Below are 18586 nucleotides of genomic sequence, written 5' to 3' on the forward strand. Positions count from 1 at the left end.
GTCACTTCCCTTCGCCGGGCGTGGACGTATCAGTTGCCGAGGGTTCCTGCCGGCGCGCAATTCGCAGGCCGGCGACGGTAGCGTCGCCGCAGGTCTCCGCCTCCGAAGCCTCGACGCGAGAATCTTCGAACCCCGCGAGGGTGCGGGCCGTTTCACGGAACGAACACAATGTGGCGCCCCGACTGGGCGTGACGCGTTCGCCGCTGCGCAGGGCATCGACCAGGGAGCGCGCCGATTCCGGCGTCTGGTTGTCGAAGAACTCCCAATTGACCATGACCACCGGTGCGTAGTCACACGCGGCATTGCATTCGACGTGTTCGAGCGTGATCTTGCCGTCGGAGGTGCTGAGCGAGTGTGCGGCGTCGTCGCGAGTTCCCGCTGAGCCGAGATGCTCTTCGAGGGCTTCGAGAATGGCGTCGCCGCCCATGATCGCGCACAGCGTGTTGGTGCAGACACCCACCAGATACTCGCCGGTGGGACCGCGTCGGTACATGGAGTAGAACGTGGACACTGCCGCAACTTCGGCGCCGGTAAGGCCGAGTTTGCCTGAGCAGAAGTCGATTCCGGCCGGTGTGATGTACCCGTCCTCCGACTGGACGAGATGCAGCAATGGAAGGAGCGCAGATCTGCTGGTGATCGACGCCTGTCCGGCGGAGTCGTCGCGGTACCTCGCGATAATTGTTTCGGCATCGCTGTCGAGTCGAGCGAGAACATCAGCCGGGTAACTGCTTCGGGCCCCCGGGCGCACCAACTGAGTGGGCTCCTCGGGGCGCGGTCCGAGTTCGATGAAGACTCGGGTGCCGTGTGCGCTTTCGGTCATCGATCCACTCCGCCCATGACGGGATCGATGCTGGCTACCGACGCGATGACATCGGACACCATGCCTCCCTCACACATTGCTGCTACGGCCTGCAGATTGGTGAACGACGGATCCCGGAAATGCACGCGGTACGGCCGGGTACCGCCGTCGCTGACCATGTGAACGCCGAGTTCCCCGCGAGGTGATTCGACGGCCACGTAAACCTGACCGGCCGGAACGCGGATTCCTTCGGTGACCAGTTTGAAGTGATGGATCAGCCCTTCCATCGACGATTCCATGATCTTGCCGACGTGCTTCTGCGAATTGCCGAGGCCGTCCGCACCGACCTCGAGGTCTGCCGGCCACGCAATCTTCCGGTCGTCCACCATTACTGGTCCGGGTCGTAATTTGTCCAGGCATTGCTCGACGATCTTCAGGGACTCCTTCATCTCCTCCACTCGGATGATGTACCGCCCGTAGCAATCGGATCCGGTGTGAGTGATCACGTCGAACTCGTAGTTCTCGTAGCCGCAATACGGCCCCGCCCGCCGCTGATCGTGCGGATATCCCGTGGCTCGCAACACCGGCCCCGTCACTCCGAGAGCCATGCAACCGGTGAGATCCAAATACCCGATGCCGCTGGTGCGGGCCTTCCAGATCGAATTGTCGGTGAGCATCAATTCCATGTCGCGCAGCCGATTCGGCAGAACCTTCAACAATTCGCGTACCTTCGCGACCGATCCGTCGGGGAGATCCTGCGCCAAACCTCCGGGGCGAATGAATGCATGGTTCATTCGAAGCCCGGTGATGGTCTCGAAGACATCGAGGATCAGCTCGCGTTCGCGGAAGCCGAACAGCATCGCGGTGACCGCGCCCAACTCCATGCCGCCCGTCGCCAATGCGACAAGATGCGAAGAAATGCGGTTGAGTTCCATCAACATCACGCGAACGACGGTTGCTCGCTCGGGGATGTCCTCGGTGATGTCGAGCAACTTTTCGACGCCCAAGCAGTACGCCGTCTCGTTGAAGAACGGCGACAGATAGTCCATGCGAGTGACGAAAGTGACGCCCTGTGTCCAGTTTCGGTACTCGAGGTTCTTCTCGATTCCGGTGTGCAGGTAGCCGATTCCGCATCGGGCCTCGACCACCGTCTCGCCCTCGATTTCGAGGATCAGACGAAGAACGCCATGCGTCGACGGATGCTGAGGGCCCATGTTGACGACGATCCGCTCGGCACCGGCATCGGATCGATTCTGCGCCGCAGCGGCAACAATCTGGTCCCAGTCCTGACCGGCAGCGGTGTAGACCGTCTCGGGCCGGGTGGATTCTTTTTTGTCGGCAGTGTTATTCATCAGAGGTACGACCTGCGCTCGTCGGGGGGCGGTATCTGGGCTCCCTTGTATTCGACGGGGATTCCGCCGAGGGGATAGTCCTTGCGCTGGGGGTGACCTTGCCAGTCGTCCGGCATTTCGATCCGCGTCAGCGCCGGATGGCCATCGAAGATGATGCCGAAAAAATCGTACGTTTCGCGTTCGTGCCAATCGTTGGCCGGATAGGTGCCCACCAGCGACGGAATGTGCGGATCCGAATCGGGTACGGACACTTCCAGTCTGACGCGGCGATTGTGTGTGATGGACGAGAAGGGGTACACGGCGTGCAGTTCACGTCCGGTGTCCGAGGGGTAGTGAACTCCGTTGACACCCAGACACAATTCGAACCGCAAGTCCGGTTCGTCGCGGAGGCGCCGGGCAACCTGCGGCAAGTAGGAACGCTCGATATGCAGGGTCATCTCGCCGCGGAAAATCACAACCTTCTCGATTGCCTCCGAGAATTCGATGCCCTTGGCGGCGAGGGCGCCGGTCAATCCGTCAGCGATGGCATCGAAATAGCTTCCGTACGGCCGAGAAGCGTTGTCCGGTGCTGAGACTGGCCGGGTGAGGCGGCTGTATCCCGAGGTGTCTCCGCTGCCTCGCACACCGAACATTCCGCGTCCACCATCGCGATCAGGAGTCATCGCAGAAGGCCCTTCACCTCGAAGAGGGGAGTGGACGCCAGTGCCGCGCGTTCAGCAGCTGCGCGTGCCTCCTCTCGGTTGACGCCCAGCGGCATTTCCTGAATCTTCTTGTGCAATTCGATGATTGCGTTGAGGAGCATCTCGGGACGAGGCGGGCATCCGGGCAGATAGATGTCAACCGGAACAATGTGGTCGACACCCTGGACTACCGCGTAATTGTTGAACATGCCGCCCGACGACGCGCACACTCCCATGGCCAGCACCCATTTAGGCTCTGCCATTTGGTCGTACACCTGGCGCAGGACGGGCCCCATCTTCTGGCTGACACGACCGGCGACGATCATCAGGTCCGCTTGGCGAGGGGACGCCCGGAAGGCCTCCATGCCGAAGCGCGCCAGATCGAATCTGCCGGACGTCGTGGACATCATCTCGATCGCGCAGCACGCGAGGCCGAACGTGGCCGGCCACAGGGAGCCCTTGCGAACATAGCCGGCCAAACCTTCGACAGTGGTCAGTAGAAATCCGCTGGGAAGCTTTTCTTCGAGACCCATACTCGACTCTTTTCAGTCGTAAGCGTTGCTGTGACCGGCATTTTCGGTTCGATGAGGGAACTAGTCCCAGCTCAATCCGCCTCGTCGCCATTCATAGGCGTAGGCAACCGAGACGTTGACGATGAACAACCCCATGGCGGCCAGACCGAACAGGCCGAGCGAGTCGAAATGAACTGCCCAGGGGTAGAGAAAAACGATTTCGATATCGAAGATGATGAACAACATGGCGGTGAGATAGAACTTGACCGGAAAACGGCCGCCACCGGCTGCGCGGGGCGTCGGCTCGATTCCGCACTCGTACGCTTCGAGTTTGGCGCGGTTGTACCTGCGAGGGCCGACGACGGACGACAGGATTACGGACACCACGGCAAAGGCCATCGCAATGGCACCGAGCACGAGAATTGGTACATACGCGTTCATGTCGCCCGAACCCCTCTCCGTCGCCGAAAAGACTGTGCTGATCCTGCTGAAACTGGTACTGCCAAACCGATACTGCCAGCAACTCGCCGATCATGTGACCTGTGACACCACACTAGGGGGTGCCTCCGACATTGGGGCTGATTTTCGGTGTGTGGAGTTTTGCGTCCCCGGTTACGAAGTAGCCGCTGCCGCAACGGGACACCCCAAGATTTCGAGCTACAGGCCGAGTCGAGTCCGAAGTAAGCCGATAACCGTCGACGCCAACTGCAGGGGATCGATGGGCTGCGGAACCGCAGCCTCGGCGCGCGACCACGATGCCAGCCACGCGTCGTCGGGTCGACCGGTCAGAATCACGATCGGCGGGCAGTCCGTGATTTCGTCCTTGAGCTGTTTCGCGACGCCCATACCCCCGGCCGGACTTGCCTCGCCGTCGAGGATCGCAAGGTCGATGCCACCGCGGTCGAGTTTGTCGATCACCACCGGAGCTGTCGCCACCTCGATGTAATCGATCGGTGGGAGGTCGGGATGAGGACGCTCGCCGAGTGCGAGGCGCACCTGTTCGCGGGTGTGGGCGTCGTCGCTGAAGACGAGTACACGCACAGTGGGCGTGATGCGGGGCTGTGCTGTCGCTGCGGACACGCGGCCGACGTTACCCCGAGTGTGTCGATCGCGGCGGTGAATCTTTAACTTGATCAAGGACTTTGCGCGAAAATGCGACAGTCCCCGGCTCCGGAAATTTCCGGGAACCGGGGACTGTGGCGAATAAGATTGGGTGTCAGAAGCTTTCGACGAACTTGGTCAAGCCCTTGCTGGCAGTCTCGAGAGCCACCTTCTGTGCCTTCTTGACCAGGAAACCGGGCAACGGGATCTTGGGGTCGATGGTCAGCTCGAAGCTGATCTTCGTTCCGCCGTCGGTGGGGGTGAGGACGTACGAGCCGTCCTGCTGGTTCTGTTGACCGCTCTCGACCAGAGTCCACGTCACCTTCTCGTCGCCGTCGAAGGTGTAGTCGACAACCTGCTCGTCGTTGATGCCGAGAACCGATACGGACATCCGGACGCGGTGGGGCCGGCCGTCGTCGTGGGTGCTCTCAATGGTGATCTTCTTGTGCGCCGACGACCATTCAGGCAACCGGTCTACGGCAGCAACGGCTGCCATGACGGTGGCCGGGTCGGCCTTGATCTCGAATTCCTTGACGCCCGAAACGGCCATACGACTAACTCCTCCATGCCTGACAGCGACAAATTCGTGCAACGTGTGCGGTGCAATTAGACCATTGGGGAACAGTTGTGCGGGAGATAGGATTTGCCGTGGCGTTTCAGTAGTCCATACCGTTCTTACGCATCTGATCGCGCAGTGCTCCCTGGACGGCTTGCGACACCCAGGAGTTCAGGGAAACGCCGTTCTGATTTGCGGCTTCCTCAGCTCGGGCCTTGATCTGTTCCATCATGCGCAGTGTCACCCGACTGATGTCACCGCTGACGTCGTCGAAGGAATACGTGCTGTCTTTGCCGTCGTCGGCGGCCGAGTTGTCTTGTTCGGCCTTCTGGACGTCGACGAGTATCTCGTTGCCGTCGAGACGGACTCTGACGTCCCGGTTCTCGACCTCGGCGCTGATTTCCTTGGCAAGTTCGGTGGCCGCTGCCAGCAGGACCAAACGAATCGACGGTTCGATGGCGGCGGCGAGAGACGCCGCGATTCGGCGAGTCTGATCATCGCCCAGTTCTGCTGCCGTGACGAGGTCGTCATGCAGCTTCGCGGTGTACTCCGAAATATCCATGACATCAACTGTGACGTCAGATGTGACGTCAGTCAAGGCGTCGGCTGATGTCACCCGATTTGCGTGTCGGGAACTGCCTATAGAGTTGCCGCGCAATAGGGCCGGTAGAGCCTGACAAGTGCTTCTCGAGGAGTCAGTAGTGCCGCACACTGTGTCACTGAAAGTGCAGATGGTGGCGAAGTCCGAATTCTTCCCGCCCGATGACATCGACTGGGAAACAGACGCCGAAGGCGGTGAGGCGCTCGCAGAATTCGCCGGCCGAGCGTGCTACCAAAGTTGGTCCAAACCCAATCCGCGTACCGCCACCAACGCCGGATACATCAGGCACCTACTCGAAGTCGGCCACTCGTCCGTCCTCGAACACGCAACCGTCAGTTTCTACATCACCGGCATCTCGCGATCCTGCACCCATGAGCTGATTCGTCACCGCCACTTCTCGTACTCGCAACTTTCCCAGCGGTTCGTCCGCGAGAACGATGCCAACGTCGTCGTACCGCCGGCAATCGAAGGTGACCCGAAACTCGAAGCGCTCTTCCTCGCGGCGACTGACGAGAGTCGCCGTGCCTACGGCGAACTTCTTGCGGCGTTGGAAGACAAACTGCAATCTGTTCCGGGTGCGCCGGAGCGCGGCAAGCAGGCGCGGCAAGCTGCGCGCTCGGTTCTGCCCAACGCCACCGAAACACGTCTGGTCGTCAGCGGAAACTACCGGGCCTGGCGCCACTTCGTGGATATGCGCGCGACCGAGCACGCCGACGTCGAGATTCGTCGCGTCGCAATCGAGTGCTTACGGCAACTTCAGACCATTGCGCCAAATGTGTTCGGAGACTATGAGATTCTCGGAAAATCGGACGGATCCGAGATCGCTGTCAGTGCATTTGCAGCCGAGTGAAGACTCGTGTGCAGAAGTAACCTCCACACCGGGTAACCTTCTGACCATGACCTACGGTGATTCCGCTTCTCTCGTCGAGCGTCCGTTCGGCACCATTTCCGTTGCGATGGTGACCCCGTTCACTGCCGACGGGAAGTTGGACGTCGACTCCGGAGTGCGCCTCGCAGCGCATCTCGTCGATAACGGCTGCGACAGCCTCGTACTGGCCGGCACGACCGGTGAGTCTCCGACCACCACCGAATCGGAGAAGCTCGACCTGCTCCGCGCGGTGATCGAAGCCGTCGGCGACCGCGCCAAGATCATTGCCGGGGCCGGCAGTAACGACACCGCCCACAGCGTCGAACTGGCGCGAGACGCAGCCCGCGTCGGCGCCCACGGACTGCTTGTTGTCACTCCCTACTACTCGCGCCCCCCGCAGGCCGGACTCTTCGCGCACTTCACCGCCGTTGCCGACGCCACCGACCTGCCCGTGATGCTCTACGACATTCCGCCCCGCTCCGTTGTCGCCATCGAGACGGACACCATCCGTCGCCTTGCCGAGCATCCCCGCATCAAGGCCGTCAAAGACGCCAAGGGTGATCTGAACGCGGGCGCAGAATTGATCGGCACCACCGAACTTCAGTTCTTCTCCGGCGACGACCCGCTGAACCTCCCGTGGCTCGCGGTCGGCGCTACCGGCTTTGTCAGCGTCATCGGACACCTGGTTCCGGGTCGCCTGCGTGAGCTTCACACCGCGTTTGTCACCGGCGACATCGCCCGTGCACGCGAAATAAACCTCAGTTTGATCCCTGTGATCCGTTCCGTCGCCCGTTTGGGTGGCGTCAGCGCTTCGAAGGCGGGTCTGCGACTCATCGGTATCGATGTCGGAGAACCGCGCCTTCCGCAGGTTGCACCCACTAAAGAGCAGATCGACGGCTTGGCCGCCGATCTGCATGCGGCAGGAGTTCTGTAAATGACCCGTCCCCCCCGACGTCGTAGCGCCAGTCGCCAAGCCGGACCGCCTTCGGCACCGGCTCCTGAAACGGCAGCCCCCAAAACTGCAGCCCCGGCACCGGCCACCCCGGTGGAAGCTCCGGTAGCTGCAGCGGCTCCGAAAAATGCTGTGGCCCAGAAGAGTGCGCCCCCGAAGGCTGCTTCTCAAAAGGCCCCAGCCCAAAAGGCCGCAGCCCAGAAAGACGCGCCCCAGAAGGCTGCGCGCAAGTCCCCGTCGGGCAATCGCCCCGCGGCAAAGTCCGGTGGCTCACGCTCCGGCAACCGGCGCCCCGAGAACCGCCCGTCGGTAGATCCGACCGCGCGATTGGGTATGCCGCCCAAGGCTCCGGCCGGCGGACTTCGTGTTGTCGCGCTCGGTGGAATCGGCGAAATCGGTCGAAACATGACCGTGTTCGAGCACCAGGGCAAATTGCTGATCGTCGACTGCGGAGTCCTGTTCCCTGAGGACCAGCAGCCTGGCGTCGACCTGATCCTGCCGGACTTCCGCTACATCGAAGACCGCATGGACGACGTCGAAGCCGTCATCCTGACGCACGGGCACGAGGACCACATCGGCGCTCTGCCGTTCCTCCTGCGCCTGCGCTCGGACATCCCCGTCATCGGCGCCAAGTTCACACTGGCACTGGTAGCGGCCAAGTGCCGCGAGCACCGACTGCGCCCCAACCTCATCGAGGTTATCGAAGGCACATCCACAAACCATGGACCGTTCGAGTGCGAGTACTTCGCAGTCAACCACTCCATCCCGGATGCTCTGGCCATCGCGATTCGTACCGACGCCGGCGTTGTTCTGCACACCGGCGACATCAAGCTCGATCAGCTTCCGCTGGACGGTCGACTGACCGACCTCGCCGGCTTCTCCCGTCTCGGTGACGAGGGCGTCGACCTGTTCCTCGTCGACTCCACCAACGCCGAGGTTCCGGGATTCGTTACGCCGGAACGCGAGATCGGTGGCGTTCTCGACACCGTCATCGGCAAGGCGAAGCAGCGTGTCATCGTCGCGTCGTTCGCGAGCCACGTGCACCGTATCCAGCAGGTCGTCGACGTAGCAGCGCGCTACAACCGTCGCATCGTCTTCGTCGGTCGCTCGATGGTCCGCAACATGCAGATCGCCCAGGATCTCGGGTACCTCACGGTGCCCGACGGCCTGGTCGTCGACATCGATACCGCCGCTAGCCTTCCCGACGACCGCCTGGTGCTCATCTCCACCGGATCCCAGGGCGAGCCGCTGGCAGCACTTTCGCGGATGGCACGCGGCGAGCACCGCCAGATCAACATCCGCGCAAACGACCTCGTCGTTCTCGCGTCGTCGTTGATCCCCGGCAACGAAAACTCGGTCTTCGCGGTGGTCAACGGTCTGGCCAAGCGCGGCGCCACTGTCGTCACCCAGCAGAGCGCCAAGGTTCACGTTTCGGGTCACGCTTCCGCTGGTGAACTGCTGTACCTGTACAACGCAGTTCGGCCCACCAACGCCATGCCCGTGCACGGAGAATGGCGTCACCTGCGCGCCAACGCGGCACTCGCCAAGGCAACCGGTGTTCCCGAAGAACGCATCATCCTCGCCGAGGACGGCGTTGTCGTCGATATGGTCGACGGTCTCGCCGAGATCGTCGGACGCGTTCCCGTCGGGCACGTCTACGTCGACGGTCTTTCCGTGGGCGATGTCGGAGAACCGACACTGTCCGATCGTCTCGTGCTCGGTGAAGGTGGCTTCATCGCCATCACCATCGTCATCAACGAATCGACCGGCCGCGCGGTCAGTACCCCGGAGGTATCGGGTCGAGGATTCTCCGACGACCCGACCGCACTCAAGGACGCTGCCCAGTTGGTGGAATCGGACCTCACACGTCTCGCCGGTGAAGGCATCATCGATGCGCATCGCATCGCACAGTCCGTGCGCCGCGTTGTCGGCCGTTGGGTTGCAGACAAGTACCGTCGTCGCCCGATGATCATTCCGACGGTTATCGCGGTTCCTTAAAGTATTCGAGTACGTTGGCGAAGGTGACCTTCGCGCATGACGAACGACTCGCCCTGGTGGACAGCATGGCCGACTTCGGTCCCGATGCTCCGACGCTGTGTGGTGAGTGGACAAACCGTGATCTGGCAGCACATCTGATCATCCGGGAGCGGCGTCTCGACGCCGCTCCCGGAATCATGATCAGTGCCTTGGCCGGTCATACCGAGAGCGTCCGAAAGGCCACCGCAGCGCGGCCGTGGGACGAACTCCTGCACGATGTGCGGAGCGGGCCGCCCACATGGTCGCCCATGTACTGGCTCGACGCCCAGATCAATACCACCGAGATGTTCGTCCATCATGAGGACGTTCGACGCGCTCACCAACATTGGACCGCCCGTCCCCTGACGGTGGGGCGGCAAGCGCAACTGTGGAAATATGCGCGTCAGATCGCGAAGATGGGGTACCGCAAGGCGCCTGTCGAAGTGATCTTCGAACTGCCTTCCGGCGAGAGCGCAGTTGTGCACAAATCGGATTCACGTACCGTCGTTCTGCAGGGGGAGCCTGCAGAGCTGTTGCTGCATGCCTTCGGTCGCAACGAAGTCCTGATCGAGGCCAAAGGCGAGCTTGCCGACGTTCAATCGGTGATGAGCCTGGACCGAAGCGTCTGAATTGTCTGCCTGGGCAGCTCGCCGTCGCGAATATCACGATTCGAACGTATAAACGGTGTTGCTGGTGTTGCGGATGGTCCGGATGGGGTGGCACCGACTAGCCTGAACGACATGGCAGGTAAGTCGAGCGCCCGGGGACCTAGTACAAGCACGTCCGCGTCACGCACATCCACGTCCCAGGCATCGACCAGGTCGTTAGCATCTACTCCACCAGCGAGGGGTGCATCAAAGTCACGAACACGCACCGTTTCCACCCCACGTAACGTCACGACGTCGTCGCATGCCGGTGGTGCCAAACCTGCTCCGCGTAAGACTGCAGCCAAGAAGGCTGCGCCGGGAAAAGCCGCACCGCGAAAAGCTGCACCGCGAAAGGCGACGGGCACGTCCTCGTCCGCCCGCCGGCCCGTGTCCAAGGCGAAGCAGAGTGCCAGCCCGTTCGACGCGGTAGGCAAGGGCATTTCCAAGGGTTGGTCGTTGGCCGCCAGGGGAGTGGGGGCAACCACTCGTACCGTCGGCAAAGTCGGTGATATCGAAGCCGGCCACCGGCGCGACGGAATCGCGCTCGGACTCATCGCTTTCAGCGTTGTCATCGCGGGAAGTGTGTGGTTTGCAGCCGGCGGTCCGATCGGCGGTGGAATCGCGACGGCCGTGCGTGCGGTGGTCGGAGCGGTGTCGGCGGTCCTGCCGATTCTCTGCGTGGGCATCGCGATCCTGCTGATGCGAACTGAACCTCGACCGGAAATCCGGACACGACTGGTCATGGGGTCGCTGCTGGTCGGTCTGCCCGCGCTCGGTCTGTGGCATATCGGATCCGGTGCGAAGTCAAGTGCCGAGACGCATGAAATGGGAGCAGGCTTTGTCGGCCGGGCGGTCGGTGGACCCCTGACAGATGGTCTGACAGTGTGGCTTTCGGCGCCACTGCTCATGATCGCTGTGGGCTTCGGAATCCTCCTTCTGACCGGCACCACCCTCCGTCAGGTGCCGGGGAAGTTTCAATCCTTCTTCGGCTCGCCTTCCGATGACGACGAATTCGATGACTACGGCAGCGAATTCGACGACGACAGCTACGGCCGCGACTACGGCGGTTCATCCTATGATTCGTCGGACTTCGACGCCGACGGGTATCCGGTGGACACCTACGCGGAGCCGCCCCTACGGCCGTCCAAACGCTCGAGTCGCCGGGCACCGATCGACAACTATCCGACGGACGAATTCGAGTCCGGTGACAAGAAGACCGAGATCCTCGGATTGTGGAGTCCGGAACCCGATCCCGAACCTGCTCCTGAGGTGCCCGAGGACATTGCACCGGCCCCTGTCGTCGAAAAGCCCGTCAGCCGTCCCAAGATTCCCGCTCGTTCGGTTCCGGTTGCAAAGCCGGCACCCAAGCCTGAGCCGGAACCGGAGGAGACCGAGAGCTTTGTCACCGCTGCGGTGAGCGACAGCGACTACAACCTTCCGCCGACGTCTCTGTTGATCGAAGGCGAGCCGCCGAAGCTGCGCAGTCCGGCCAACGACGCGATGATCGAAGCGATCAGCGAAGTTCTCGAACAGTTCAAGATCGATGCTGCTGTCACAGGATTCACTCGCGGCCCGACGGTGACCCGGTACGAGGTCGAATTGGGCCCGGGCGTGAAGGTCGAGAAGATCACGGCACTCGCGCGAAACATTGCGTACGCCGTGGCCACCGACAATGTTCGTCTTCTCGCGCCGATTCCCGGCAAGTCTGCTGTCGGTATCGAGGTACCGAACTCGGACCGCGAACTGGTCCGCCTCGCCGATGTGTTGACTGCGCCGAGTATGCGCCGGGAGCGCCACCCGCTTGTCATCGGACTGGGCAAGGACATCGAAGGCGACTTCGTGCACGCGAATCTCGCGAAGATGCCGCACCTCTTGGTCGCTGGTTCGACCGGGTCGGGTAAATCGAGCTTCGTGAACTCGATGCTCGTGTCACTGCTCACCCGCGCGACGCCTGAAGAAGTGCGGATGATCCTGATCGACCCCAAGATGGTCGAGTTGACGCCCTACGAAGGCATTCCACACTTGATCACGCCCATCATCACGCAGCCGAAGAAGGCCGCCGCAGCGCTGGCCTGGCTGGTCGAGGAGATGGAGCAGCGCTACCAGGACATGCAGGTCAACAAGGTGCGCCACATCGACGACTTCAATGCCAAGGTGAAGTCCGGCGAGATCTCCGCGCCGCTCGGCAGCGAACGCGTCTATCGGCCGTACCCGTACATCCTCGCGATCGTCGACGAGTTGGCGGACCTCATGATGACGGCGCCTCGCGACGTCGAAGAGGCGATCGTGCGCATCACTCAGAAGGCACGTGCCGCCGGTATCCACTTGGTCCTGGCCACGCAGCGTCCGTCCGTCGACGTCGTCACCGGCCTGATCAAGACCAACGTGCCGTCGCGTCTGGCGTTCGCGACCTCGTCACTGACCGACTCACGAGTCATCCTCGATCAGCCGGGTGCCGAGAAGCTCATCGGTATGGGCGACGGTTTGTTCCTGCCGATGGGTGCGGGCAAGCCGACGCGTATGCAGGGCGCTTTCATCACGGACGAAGAAATCTCGGCTGTTGTGGATTTTGCCAAGAACCAGGCAGAGCCCGAGTACACCGAGGGAGTCACGGCGCAGAAGGCCGGCGAGAAGAAGGACGTCGATCCGGATATCGGCGACGACATGGATGTGCTGCTTCAGGCCGTCGAGTTGGTGATTACCAGTCAGTTCGGTTCCACCTCGATGCTGCAGCGCAAGCTTCGTGTCGGCTTCGCGAAGGCGGGTCGTCTCATCGACCTCATGGAAAATCGTGGAATCGTCGGACCCAGTGAAGGTTCCAAGGCTCGTGAGGTACTCATGAAGCCCGAAGAACTCGACGGGCTGCTGTGGTCGATTCGCGGCGGAGATCCGGAGGAACCGTCTTCCGAGGACTGACAGTTCGGCCCGGCGGGTAATCCGTCGGGTCGAGAACCGGAGGTTGTCGTGCACGTGTCACCGCTGGCTTGGGGCATCACGATCGTGGTGATCCTCGGGTTGTTCGTCTTCGACTTCTTCGCGCATGTCCGAACGCCGCACGCTCCGACGTTCCGTGAGTCGGCCTTCTGGTCGACGGTCTACATCTCGATCGCGATAATCTTCGGCCTGGTCGTGATGTGGATCTGGGGAACCACGTACGGCGGCGAGTACTTTGCCGGATACGTCACCGAAAAGGCACTGTCCGTCGACAACTTGTTCGTGTTCGTCATCATCATGTCGACGTTTGCGGTGCCGCGTGAGTACCAGCAGAAGGTGCTGCTCATCGGTATCGTTCTCGCGCTGGTCATGCGCGGCATTTTCATCGGTATCGGTGCGGCCGCGATCAATGCCTACAGTTGGGTGTTCTACCTTTTCGGGGCATTCCTGATCTACACGGCTTTCACCCTGATTCGCGATCACGGACACGAGAAGGAAGTCGAGGAGAAGCGAGACAGTCGCATTATCGCTCTCGTGAAGCGGGTCCTACCGACCACCGAGGAGTACGACGGCGACAAGCTCGTCACGAAAATCAACGGCAAGCGCGTCGTCACACCGTTGTTGTTGGCACTCATTGCAATCGGATTCGCAGATGTGCTGTTCGCGCTGGATTCGATCCCGGCAATCTACGGGCTCACGCAGGAGCCCTACATCGTCTTCACGGCCAACGCGTTTGCTCTGATGGGCCTACGGCAGTTGTACTTCTTGATCGGCGGACTGCTCGAGCGATTGGTCTATCTGGCGTACGGACTTTCGGTGATCCTGGCCTTCATCGGGGTCAAGTTGGTGTTGCACGCACTCCACGAGAACACGCTGCCGTTCATCAACGGTGGAGAGCATGTCAGTGTGCCCGAGATTTCGACGATGCTGTCGTTGGCCGTCATCATCGGAGTGCTGGTCGTGACTACGATCGCGAGCCTGCTCGAGACTCGCGATCGTGCGTGACGAGTTTCAGACGCTGAACTGACCCAGCACGGGCACCCACTCGGTGATCCGAACGTTCGCAATCAAATCTGCGATGGCAAAAGGATCGTGCGTGAACAACAGAGCCACAGTTTCGGCGTCGGCGGTATCGACGATGATGAGGGCTCCCAGACCGTCGGCGAACGGACCCGACGACAACACGATGTCACGTTCGAGAAGATCAGTGAGCCACGCGCGGTGGTCGGCGCGAATCGCATCGCGCGCAGCGTTCTTTTCGGGGGCGTAGGTGTATTCGACGAGGAACAACGACATCGGGACCGCTTTCGGGGAAGTGTGTGAACCTTTTCAGAGCGTCAGAAGCATACGGGTATTGCCGAGAGTGTTGGGTTTGACGTAACTGAGGTCCAGGAACTCGGCGACACCGGCGTCGTACGACCGGCACATCTCGGTGTAGACCTCGGCGGTGACCGGAGTTCCTTCGATTTCCACGAAGCCGTGTCGGTGGAAGAAGTCGGTCTCGAAGGTCAAGACGAAGAGTCGTTCCAATTCCAGCTCGCGGGCAACCTGGATCAGTTTGTCGACTACCTGGAAACCGGCGCCCTGGCCCTTGACCGTGGGATCGACGGCAACAGTACGGATCTCGCCGAGATCGGCCCAGAGCACATGCATGGCTCCGCAGCCGAGAATTCGGCCGTCCTTCTCGGCCACCCAGAATTCCTGGACAGCCTCGTAGAGCGTCACAAGGTTCTTTTCCAACAGGATCTTGCCCGAGTAGATATCGATGAGACGTTTGATTTCCGACACATCAGATGTTCGTGCCCGCCGCACGATCAAGTGGCTCTCGGTGTCGCTGCGCGCGGTGGAAGTCATGTGGTGCACATTAGTCAATGGGTCTACCGATATTCTGAGTCGCGTGCCCGTCCGCCCCATGAAATTCCTCCGCCGCTCGGTGACCTCCCGGGTTCGGCCCGCAGTCTCTGCGGTGATCCGATGACCTCGCCGCGCGATCAGGCAGATGCCCATCGGGCCGCTGTAGGACCGTCAGATGGAACACCGGCCGCGGACAACCCCGTGCCCCTCTTCAACATCGCCAACATCTTGACGATGCTCCGGATCGTTCTGGTTCCGGTGTTCCTCGTCGTGCTATTTGTCGACGACGGACATCAAACCGCGTGGCGTCTCGGCGCCATGGCCATCTTCATCGTCGCTGCCATCACCGACCGGATCGACGGGCAGTTGGCCCGGAAGTACGGGTTGGTGACGGACTTCGGGAAGCTGATGGATCCGATCGCGGACAAGGCGCTGATCGGCGCCGCCCTGATCGGATTGTCGATGCTCGGCGATCTGTCCTGGTGGGTAACGGGCGTGATCATTGCCCGCGAACTCGGAATCACAGTGCTGCGGTTCGCGGTACTGCGGCACGCCGTGATTCCGGCGGGTAAGGGCGGCAAGCTCAAGACGCTCGTGCAGGCCGTAGCCATCGGTTTCTACATCTGCCCCCTCCCGAGCAGTTGGGACACCGTCAGCTGGCTTCTGATGGCCGCAGCGGTCGTCCTGACTCTGGCGACCGGCATCGAATACGTCGTGCAGGCAATCCGATTGCGCGCCGGGGTCCGATCTGCCGATCGCGACGGGCACTAGATTCCGTGCAGGATCCACTGCTCGAACTCGGTGTCGTCGAATTGGTCGCGTCGCTACTCGACGTCGGTGAGACTGTCGCTGCTGCAGAATCGCTGACTGCGGGGCTCTTCACCGCAGCAGTTGCCTCGGTGCCCGGTTCCAGTGCTGTTCTGCGCGGCGGACTGGTGGTCTATGCGACGGACCTGAAAGCGACGCTGGGGGGTGTCGACCCGGCTGCACTGGCGGCCGACGGACCGGTGTCCGCGCCGACCGCGATCGCGCTGGCGGCCGGGGCACAGCGCCGGTGCGGATCGGACTGGGGGATCGGACTGACCGGGGTGGCAGGTCCGAGTGAACAGGACGGGCATCCGGTGGGCACAGTATTTCTCGGTATCGCCGGGCCCGACGGAACTACCTGCGAACGTCTGTCGTTGAAAGGTGAGCGGTGGGAAATTCGGACTTCCGCAGTCGCGACTGCCGTGTCGCGGTTATGTGATCGTATCGGCGTGGATCGGGCAAGATAGGCTCGGGAACCAATCGGTCGAGTTCGGACGTTGATTGTTGAGAAGATGTACAACAGCGACGTGACGAACGGTCACGATGTAGGCCTGTGACGGTTTTGGCCTGGCACGATAGGTGATGGATGAAGGAGGAGCGAGATGGCGCTGCTATTGCGTGAGGCAATCGGTGACAGTCTCCGGCGTACGCGCGTTTCGCAGAGTCGCACGCTACGTGAGGTGTCGAACAGTGCGCGCGTGAGCTTGGGCTACCTGTCCGAGGTGGAACGTGGACGTAAGGAAGCGTCCAGTGAACTGCTGGCCGCGATCTGCGATGCACTCGCCGTGCCGTTATCGGACGTTCTGGTCGATGTCAGCGAAACGTTGGCCACCAAGAAGTCCGCTCCGGCTATCGGTCGGCCAGTCCCCAATTCCCGTGTGACGTCTCCCGGTGCGAGTGCGTCGGCATCCGGTTCGCCGACCATCGCCCGCGATACTCGTGTTGTTATTCCGGCACCCAACGCGCGCAGGTTGGCCGCTGCATAGCCACTACCGGTCCCAACCGATAGGTTTTGTACGTAACCGCCAGTTTTTTCGAGGCGGGGACACGAAGTTCAGAGTTACGGCATCACAGGGTTACGGCACTACAGGTCACGGCACTACAGGTCACGGCAGTTGGGGCGCAGCCCTTGTTACGGTGTGCGACGGTCGCTCACCGGGTCGCGCAGAGCGCGGCGCATCAGATGGAGGCAGGATCAAACCCATGGCTAATCCTTTCGTCAAGGGCTGGAAGTACCTGATGGCGCTCTTCAACTCGAAGATCGACGAGAACGCGGATCCGAAGGTTCAGATCCAGCAGGCTATCGAGGACGCGCAGCGTCAGCACCAGGCGCTGTCCCAGCAGGCCGCGTCGGTGATCGGTAACCAGCGTCAACTCGAGATGAAGCTCAGTCGCCAGCTCGACGAGGTCGAGAAGCTCAATGCGAATGCACGCCAGGCTGTCAACCTCGCGGATCAGGCTGCCGCTGCCGGCGATAACGACAAAGCGATCCAGTACACCAATGCTGCTGAGGCTTTCGCCGCCCAGCTCGTGACCGCCGAGCAAGGTGTCGAGGACCTCAAGGCACTTCACGACCAGTCGCTGCAGGCTGCTGCGCAGGCCAAGAAGGCCGTCGAGCAGAATGCGATGACACTGCAGGCCAAGGTTGCCGAGCGCACGAAGCTGCTCAGCCAGCTCGAGCAGGCAAAGATGCAGGAACGGGTCAGCGAGTCGCTGCGCTCCATGGACAGCACGCTCTCGGCTCCCGGTAACACCCCCAGCCTCGACGCCGTGCGCGACAAGATCGAGCGTCGCTACGCAAATGCGCTCGGTTCAGCGGAACTGGCACAGAACTCGGTGTCGGGTCGCATGATGGAGGTTCAGCAGGCCAGCGTGCAGATGGCAGGCCACAGCCGTCTCGAGCAGATCCGTGCGTCCATGAAGGGTGAGGCATTGCCCTCCGGTGGTGCTGCAACTCCCGCTCCGACATCTATCGAAAAGCAGCCTCCCGCAGCCGGCACGACCGGGCAGTAGACCGACAACAACACACGATTGATGTTCTGATGTTTTCTTCACGTGGTGGCCGACCTGAGCGAGAGTTCCGGTCGGCCGTCCCTGTTTCAGTGAACGGCGCCTTCGGGGCGCTCGGACGAACCGCCGATTCGCTCCGGGAAGTCGGATTGTCCGCTGCGGAGGCCGCGCGGCGTTGGCAGGACCCTCGGGCCAAGTTCGAACGCAAGCGCGGCCGTGCGAGGCGTCGAGCCCAGCGTTGGGGCTTTATTTCCGGCGGCACAGTTATCGGAACGGCCGGTCTTGCCGTGGCATCCGCTCCGGAGTGGTCCATGGTTGTTGCTGGTGGGGGAGCTGCACTCTTTGCCGTCCCGGCCGTGGTTGCGCTCGGGCGGTATCGGTCGATGAACGCGGGACCGCCGCCGTCGGCTCCGATACGTCGACGCCTGCCACCGTCGTCGTCGCGTGCTTTCATCCCGATGTCGAGGCTCGTCGGTGCCGAGACGTCGTTGTTCGAGATTCTCGGTGTACTCCGACGCGCCGACACCATCGATCCTGCGGAGTTGGACGAGATCACGCTCACGGCGGATTCTGCGATACGAGCGATGTTTGCGGTGTCGTCGGACATCGTTGCGATGGAGCGGGCAGCGAAGGCGACCCCTAAGGTTGCCGAAACGCTCGATCCGACGGTCAACGGTGCGATGCACGAATTGCAGGCAGGGCTGGATCAATACGAGGATCTGGTCAACTCGGCAGCCACCCTCACAGCTCCGCACACGCCTTCGGCGCTGGTGGGATTCAACCGTGAACTTTCGGCGCTCCACCAGGCTGCGGAGCGACTCTCCAGTCTGGCCGACGCTATCGGCGAGGTTGACGAGATCACCCGCAAATACGGCTGAAGTTCGCGGAGAACCGGGA

The 18586-nt window shown here is 61.8% G+C and carries 21 protein-coding genes; 11 read left to right on the top strand and 10 right to left on the bottom strand.

Features of this window, described 5'->3' with window-relative positions; translation table 11 throughout:
* Position 1: 1 nt before the first annotated feature.
* The 8 genes from nuoE to BDB13_RS15830 all read right to left on the bottom strand — a co-directional run bounded on the left by nuoE (position 2) and on the right by BDB13_RS15830 (position 5562).
* Positions 2–820, bottom strand: a complete 819-nt coding sequence (nuoE, locus tag BDB13_RS15795) for an NADH-quinone oxidoreductase subunit NuoE (protein WP_094272476.1) — start codon at positions 818–820, stop codon at positions 2–4.
* Positions 817–2151 (bottom strand): NADH dehydrogenase (quinone) subunit D, encoded by a 1335-nt coding sequence (nuoD, locus tag BDB13_RS15800; RefSeq protein WP_094272477.1) that lies wholly within the window; start codon positions 2149–2151, stop codon positions 817–819. Before nuoD ends, nuoE begins: the two co-directional genes overlap by 4 nt.
* Positions 2151–2813, bottom strand: coding sequence for an NADH-quinone oxidoreductase subunit C (locus tag BDB13_RS15805; protein WP_094272478.1), 663 nt, complete (start codon positions 2811–2813; stop codon positions 2151–2153). Before BDB13_RS15805 ends, nuoD begins: the two co-directional genes overlap by 1 nt.
* Positions 2810–3364 (bottom strand): NuoB/complex I 20 kDa subunit family protein, encoded by a 555-nt coding sequence (locus BDB13_RS15810; RefSeq protein WP_094272479.1) that lies wholly within the window; start codon positions 3362–3364, stop codon positions 2810–2812. Before BDB13_RS15810 ends, BDB13_RS15805 begins: the two co-directional genes overlap by 4 nt.
* A 60-nt stretch (positions 3365–3424) precedes the next feature.
* Positions 3425–3784 carry an NADH-quinone oxidoreductase subunit A gene (locus BDB13_RS15815; protein WP_094272480.1) on the bottom strand — a complete coding sequence of 120 codons (360 nt, stop codon included), beginning with the start codon at positions 3782–3784 and terminating at the stop codon, positions 3425–3427.
* 216 nt (positions 3785–4000) lie between these two features.
* Positions 4001–4423: an Rv3143 family two-component system response regulator gene (locus tag BDB13_RS15820; protein ID WP_094272481.1), complete on the bottom strand. Its 423-nt coding sequence runs from the start codon at positions 4421–4423 to the stop codon at positions 4001–4003.
* A gap of 136 nt (positions 4424–4559) precedes the next feature.
* On the bottom strand, positions 4560–4994 hold the full coding sequence (locus BDB13_RS15825) for an SRPBCC family protein (RefSeq protein ID WP_094272482.1): 435 nt from the start codon (positions 4992–4994) through the stop codon (positions 4560–4562).
* Positions 4995–5100: 106 nt separating this feature from the next.
* A complete protein-coding gene (locus BDB13_RS15830; protein WP_094274947.1) occupies positions 5101–5562 on the bottom strand; it encodes a toxin-antitoxin system HicB family antitoxin in 462 nt (153 codons plus the stop codon).
* A 139-nt stretch (positions 5563–5701) separates the two neighbouring features.
* Here BDB13_RS15830 and thyX point away from each other — a divergent pair, with 139 nt between their 5' ends.
* The 6 genes from thyX to BDB13_RS15865 all read left to right on the top strand — a co-directional run bounded on the left by thyX (position 5702) and on the right by BDB13_RS15865 (position 14023).
* Positions 5702–6451 carry an FAD-dependent thymidylate synthase gene (thyX, locus tag BDB13_RS15835; RefSeq protein WP_094272483.1) on the top strand — a complete coding sequence of 250 codons (750 nt, stop codon included), beginning with the start codon at positions 5702–5704 and terminating at the stop codon, positions 6449–6451.
* Between the two features lie 46 nt (positions 6452–6497).
* Entirely contained in the window at positions 6498–7403 is a 906-nt protein-coding gene (dapA, locus tag BDB13_RS15840; protein ID WP_094274948.1) for a 4-hydroxy-tetrahydrodipicolinate synthase, read from the top strand.
* Positions 7404–9419 (top strand): ribonuclease J, encoded by a 2016-nt coding sequence (locus tag BDB13_RS15845; protein WP_094272484.1) that lies wholly within the window; start codon positions 7404–7406, stop codon positions 9417–9419. It begins immediately after the preceding gene.
* Between the two features lie 23 nt (positions 9420–9442).
* A complete protein-coding gene (locus BDB13_RS15850; protein ID WP_094272485.1) occupies positions 9443–10066 on the top strand; it encodes a TIGR03085 family metal-binding protein in 624 nt (207 codons plus the stop codon).
* Between the two features lie 111 nt (positions 10067–10177).
* On the top strand, positions 10178–13000 hold the full coding sequence (locus tag BDB13_RS15860) for a DNA translocase FtsK (RefSeq protein ID WP_176459589.1): 2823 nt from the start codon (positions 10178–10180) through the stop codon (positions 12998–13000).
* A 48-nt stretch (positions 13001–13048) separates the two neighbouring features.
* Complete coding sequence (locus BDB13_RS15865; protein WP_094272487.1) at positions 13049–14023, top strand: TerC family protein; 975 nt, start codon at positions 13049–13051, stop codon at positions 14021–14023.
* A 6-nt stretch (positions 14024–14029) separates the two neighbouring features.
* On the opposite strand, the gene BDB13_RS15870 is transcribed toward BDB13_RS15865, so the two are convergent.
* Positions 14030–14314, bottom strand: a complete 285-nt coding sequence (locus BDB13_RS15870; RefSeq protein WP_094272488.1) for a YciI family protein — start codon at positions 14312–14314, stop codon at positions 14030–14032.
* A 33-nt stretch (positions 14315–14347) separates the two neighbouring features.
* A complete protein-coding gene (locus tag BDB13_RS15875) occupies positions 14348–14872 on the bottom strand; it encodes an amino-acid N-acetyltransferase (protein ID WP_094272489.1) in 525 nt (174 codons plus the stop codon).
* A gap of 120 nt (positions 14873–14992) precedes the next feature.
* Between BDB13_RS15875 and pgsA the strand changes: the two genes are divergently transcribed.
* The 5 genes from pgsA to pspM all read left to right on the top strand — a co-directional run bounded on the left by pgsA (position 14993) and on the right by pspM (position 18567).
* Complete coding sequence (gene pgsA / locus BDB13_RS15880) at positions 14993–15643, top strand: CDP-diacylglycerol--glycerol-3-phosphate 3-phosphatidyltransferase (protein ID WP_094274949.1); 651 nt, start codon at positions 14993–14995, stop codon at positions 15641–15643.
* Positions 15644–15648: 5 nt separating this feature from the next.
* Positions 15649–16146 (top strand): CinA family protein, encoded by a 498-nt coding sequence (locus BDB13_RS15885; RefSeq protein ID WP_094272490.1) that lies wholly within the window; start codon positions 15649–15651, stop codon positions 16144–16146.
* A gap of 135 nt (positions 16147–16281) precedes the next feature.
* Entirely contained in the window at positions 16282–16665 is a 384-nt protein-coding gene (locus BDB13_RS15890; protein ID WP_094272491.1) for a helix-turn-helix domain-containing protein, read from the top strand.
* Between the two features lie 217 nt (positions 16666–16882).
* Complete coding sequence (locus BDB13_RS15895; RefSeq protein WP_094272492.1) at positions 16883–17692, top strand: PspA/IM30 family protein; 810 nt, start codon at positions 16883–16885, stop codon at positions 17690–17692.
* 29 nt (positions 17693–17721) lie between these two features.
* Positions 17722–18567, top strand: coding sequence for a phage shock envelope stress response protein PspM (pspM, locus tag BDB13_RS15900; protein ID WP_254922830.1), 846 nt, complete (start codon positions 17722–17724; stop codon positions 18565–18567).
* Positions 18568–18586 lie beyond the last annotated feature (19 nt).

The sequence above is a fragment of the Rhodococcus sp. OK302 genome (genome assembly GCF_002245895.1).
Lineage (GTDB): Bacteria > Actinomycetota > Actinomycetes > Mycobacteriales > Mycobacteriaceae > Rhodococcus_F.